General features: G+C 72.8%; 5 protein-coding genes. All 5 read right to left on the bottom strand.

What is annotated here, in order from left to right:
• Window positions 1–128: 128 nt before the first annotated feature.
• The 5 genes from ACFWE1_RS02830 to ACFWE1_RS02810 all read right to left on the bottom strand — a co-directional run bounded on the left by ACFWE1_RS02830 (window position 129) and on the right by ACFWE1_RS02810 (window position 4,378).
• Window positions 129–1,730, bottom strand: a complete 1,602-nt coding sequence (locus ACFWE1_RS02830; RefSeq protein WP_376932020.1) for an MDR family MFS transporter — start codon at window positions 1,728–1,730, stop codon at window positions 129–131.
• 131 nt (window positions 1,731–1,861) lie between these two features.
• Entirely contained in the window at window positions 1,862–1,999 is a 138-nt protein-coding gene (locus ACFWE1_RS02825; protein ID WP_189084548.1) for a hypothetical protein, read from the bottom strand.
• 92 nt (window positions 2,000–2,091) lie between these two features.
• Window positions 2,092–3,240: a cysteine desulfurase family protein gene (locus ACFWE1_RS02820; RefSeq protein ID WP_376932019.1), complete on the bottom strand. Its 1,149-nt coding sequence runs from the start codon at window positions 3,238–3,240 to the stop codon at window positions 2,092–2,094.
• On the bottom strand, window positions 3,237–4,109 hold the full coding sequence (gene nadC, locus ACFWE1_RS02815; protein ID WP_376932018.1) for a carboxylating nicotinate-nucleotide diphosphorylase: 873 nt from the start codon (window positions 4,107–4,109) through the stop codon (window positions 3,237–3,239). Before nadC ends, ACFWE1_RS02820 begins: the two co-directional genes overlap by 4 nt.
• Entirely contained in the window at window positions 4,109–4,378 is a 270-nt protein-coding gene (locus ACFWE1_RS02810) for a hypothetical protein (protein WP_376932017.1), read from the bottom strand. The genes nadC and ACFWE1_RS02810 overlap by 1 nt, the downstream gene beginning before the upstream one ends.
• Window positions 4,379–4,495 lie beyond the last annotated feature (117 nt).

Here is a 4,495-nt window from a genome sequence, read left to right as displayed (position 1 = left end):
CCCCTCGGCCTCGTGCTCGGGAACGCTCTGTCACAACGCCCCTACCTTCCAGATGGAGGCAAAGCAAGACGACGTCGCCCTCGACACCCGTGGGTCCCGAGGCCGACGTCGATCGTGTCGCTGTGCGTTCAGTGGCCGATGGGCGCGTCCTCGCCCATGTCGGCGGGCTTGCGGACGAAGAAGGTGCCCACGACGGCCGCGACCGAGATGATCGCGCCCACCAGGAACGCGGCGCGGATGCCGGCCGCCTCCGAGGTCTCGAGGGCCGCTCCCGTCGCGGCCACCGCCGCCGACTGCGCCGTCATCACCGTGATGAACAGGGCGGTGCCCGCCGCGCCCGCCACCTGCTGCACGGTGCCGACGATCGCGGATCCGTGCGAGTAGAACCGCGGCTCGATCGAGCCGAGCGCCGAGGTGAACAGCGGCGTGAACATGAACGCGAGGGCGCCGGAGAGCACGACGTGCGCCACGAGCATCAGCCACCACGGCGTCTGCTCGCCCACCATCGTGAGCGACCACAGCACGCCGCTGACGACGATGCTGCCGGGCACGAGCAGCGGGGTCGGCCCGACCCGGTCGTAGAGCCGGCCCACGGTCGGCCCGAGCAGGCCCATCACGAGTCCGCCGGGCAGGAGCAGCAGCCCGGTCGCGAGCGGCTCGAGGTGCAGCACGTTCTGCAGGTAGATCGGCAGCAGGATGATCGTGCCGAACAGCGCCGCCATCATGACGACCATGAGCGCGATCGACACCGCGAAGTTGCGCGAGCGGAAGGTGCGGAGGTCGAGGAGTGCCCGGTCGCGACGCTGGAGCAGCAGCTGACGCCAGACGAACGCCCCGAGGGCGATGACGCCGACGCCGAGCGCGACCCACAGCGGCACGGTGTCGCCGGGCGTCTTGCCGGTGACGACGCCGCCGAGGATGCTCAGGCCGTAGACGATGCCGCCGAAGCCGAAGGCCGACAGCACCACGGAGAACACGTCGAGCGGGAGCACGCGGGTCTCGCTGACGTTCTCGACCTTGCGGAAGCCGATCACGAGCATGACGAGGGCGATCGGCAGCACGAACCAGAACATGAACCGCCAGGAGAGGTAGTTCAGCACGAGGCCGGAGATGGTCGGCCCGATGGCGGGCGCGACCGACATCACGATCGACACGCGGCCCATGAAACGGCCGCGATCGCTCGGGGCGACGACCGTCATGAGCGTCGTCATGAGCAGCGGCATCATGATCGCCGTGCCGGTGGCCTGCACGATGCGGCCGCCGAGGAGCACCTCGAAGCCCGGCGCCGTCGCGGCGATCAGCGTGCCCGCCGAGAACAGCGACATGGCCGTGATGAACATCGAGCGGGTGGGGAAGCGCTGCAGCAGGAAGCCGGTGATCGGGATGACGACCGCCATGGTCAGCATGAACGCCGTCGTCAGCCACTGGGCGGCCGACAGCGAGATGTGCAGGTCGTCGACGAGGTGCGGGATCGCGACGCCCATGATCGTCTCGTTGAGGAAGACGACGAAGGTGGCGCCGAGCAGCAGCCAGATGACCTTCGTGTCGCGGGCGCCGTGCGCGGGCTGGCCGGCGCGGATGGCCGCGTCCTCGGCCGCGGCGGCGGGGGAGTCGGCGAGGGCCGCGTCGGCGGCGGCAGCGGTCGAGGCGGTGTCCGCCAGGCCGGCGGACGGGGCGGGCTGAACGGAGTCGAGGTCGGAAACGGCGCGTTCGGTCAAGGAGGTTCCCATCGAGAAGGACGGCGCGGACGAGCGCCTGAAAGTGGTGCGTCGGTGCAGAGTGCAACCCGCCCTGGATCAGGCGCTATTCCCAGATCGGCAGATCGATAGGAACGAATACGAAACGCGAGAATCGCGGCGGATTACGGGGCGGGCGCGGGCCCGTCGGTCGGGCTCGGCTCGGGGAGCCAGCCCTTCAGCAGCTGCTCTTCGGGAGCGAGCTCGTCTTCGATGCGGCGCTCGCGCTCGTCATCGGAGGGGGTGGGAGTTGCATCGCTCATGGTTCCACGATAGCGCGGGCCACCGACACACGCATCGGTGCGCGGGTCGGCGAACCGGACGCGCATCGCTCGCGCCCGTCATCCCGTCAGCCTCAGTCGCGGTGCCCGAGTCCGCGCACCGCGGCGACCGCTCGGCGCACCGCGACGATCGTCGACTCGATCTCCTCCGCCGTCGTCGCCGTGCCGAGGGTGAAGCGCACCGCGGTGCCCGCGAGTTCCGCGGGCACGCCCATCGCCGTGAGCACGTGGGAGGGCTCCGTGCGACCGACCGCGCAGGCGGAGCCGCTCGACGAGATCACGCCATCGCGTTCGAGCTCGAGCAGCACCGCCTCACCGCTCGCGCCGGGGAAGAGGAACGACGCCGTCGAGGCGAGCCGCCGACTGGGATGGCCCGTCAGGCGCGACTCGGGGATCTCGGCGAGGACGCGAGCCACGAGCCGCTCGCCGAGCTCGTCCGTGCGGGCGCGGTGTTCCTCTCGCTCCCGCTCGGCGAGCTCGAGCGCCGTGGCGAACGCCACCGCACCGGCCACGTGCTCGGTGCCAGAGCGGCGGCCGCGCTCCTGCCCGCCCCCGTGCAGCACGGGTTCGAGCGGCACCCGCCCGCGCGCGACGAGCGCCCCGACGCCCTTCGGCGCCCCGACCTTGTGCCCGGCGAGGCTCAGCGCGTCCACACCGAGGGCATCGAGATCGAGCGGCAGCCGGCCGGCAGCCTGCACGGCGTCGCTGTGCACGACCGCCCCGAGCTCGCGGGCGAGCGCCGCGAGCTCGGCCAGCGGCTGCACGGTGCCGACCTCGTTGTTCGCGAGCTGGATCGAGACGAGCGTCGTGTCCGGGCGCAGCACCGCGGCGAGCGCCTCCGGATGCACGAGGCCCGAGGCATCCACCGGCACGACGTCGAGGGCGAAGCCGTGCGCGCGCTCCAGGTATCGAGCCGACTCCAGCACCGCCTCGTGCTCGATCGCCGAGACGACGAGGTGCCCCCCGCGCGGTGCCGCGAGGGCCGGGCCCTTCACCGCGAGGTTGTCGGCCTCGGTGCCGCCGCTCGTGAAGACGACCTCGCCGGGCCGCGCGCCCGTCGCCGCCGCGACGCGCTCGCGCGCCCACTCGAGCGCCGCGGCCGCCTGCTCACCGAGCCCGTGGCTGCTGGAGGGGTTCCCGAAGGCGCCCGTCAGGTACGGCCACATCGCCTCGAGGGCTTCGCGGCGCACCGGGCCCGTCGCGGCGTGGTCGAGGTAGATCACGGCGCGGTGCCGCCGCTCGCATGCACGTCGAGGTCGAGCCCCAGGTCGAGGGAGCGGACCGAGTGGGTGAGGGCGCCGACCGAGATCACGTCGACCCCGGTCGCGGCGATCGCGGCGACGGTGTCGAGGGTCACCCCGCCCGAGGCCTCGACGATCGCGCGGCCGGCGATCCGCTCGACGCCGGCGACGAGCTCGTCGAGCGGGAAGTTGTCGAGCATGATCGTGTCGGCCCCGCCGTCGAGCACCGCGTCGAGCTGGTCGAGCCGGTCCACCTCGACCTCGAGGTGCACGGTGTGGCCGAGTCGCTCGCGCGCCCCGCGCAGCGCGGTGGCGAGGTCGAGCCCGCCGGACGTGAGGACCGCGAGGTGGTTGTCCTTCGCCATCACCGCGTCGGAGAGCGAGCGGCGGTGGTTGCGCCCGCCGCCGTCGCGCACCGCGCGGCGTTCGAGGCTGCGCAGGCCGGGCGTGGTCTTCCGGGTGTCGACGATGCGGGCGCGCGTGTCGGCGACGGCGGCGACGTACTCGGCGGTCAGGGTGGCGATTCCGCTCATCCGCTGCACCAGGTTGAGGCCCACCCGCTCGGCGGTGAGCACCCCGCGCGCGGGGCCGCGCACGGTGGCGAGCGTCTGCCCGGCCTCGAAGCGCCCGCCGTCGTGCACGAGGAACCCAACCTCGATCGCGGGGTCGACGAGCCGGAACGCCGCTCGGAACGCATCGGAGCCGCTGAGCACGCCCGCCTCCCGGGCGACGAGCGCGGCGTCGGCGACGGCGTCCGCGGGGATGAGCGTCTCCGAGGTGAGGTCGCCCCAGGGGGCGTCCTCGTCGAGCGCGGCGGCGACGAGGCGGTCGAGCTCTCGGTCGGTGGTCATCAGGCGGCCTCCTCGAACGGCGCGGGCGGGATCTGGGCGGCGGGGGCGTCGGTGCGGAAGTGCGCGCCGACGCTCTCGCGCCGGGTGAGCGCTGCGGCGACCGTGCGACGGGCGAGTTCGAGCAGATTGCGGTCCTCGGCGCTCGGCCGGTCGCGCACCTCGGGCGCGCGCCAGCTCGCGAGGGCGGATGCCGCCGCCTCGAGTCCGGCCGCAGAGCGCTCGAGCCCGGCGGCGTCCCACATGAGCGTGCGGAGGGCCTCCCGGTCCATCGCCCGCCCCGCACCCCGACTTGCCCAACCTCCCTTGACAGTTGGAACGCCGGTCATGGGGATCAGGACCTTGCAAACCTTCCTGAAACGTAGGTAAGTCGAGAACAGGAGGGGAAA

Origin of the sequence: Agromyces sp. NPDC060279 (genome assembly GCF_042726785.1) — a bacterium.
Classification (GTDB): Bacteria; Actinomycetota; Actinomycetes; order Actinomycetales; family Microbacteriaceae; genus Agromyces.
This window is presented reverse-complemented; position numbering and strand designations above follow the sequence as displayed.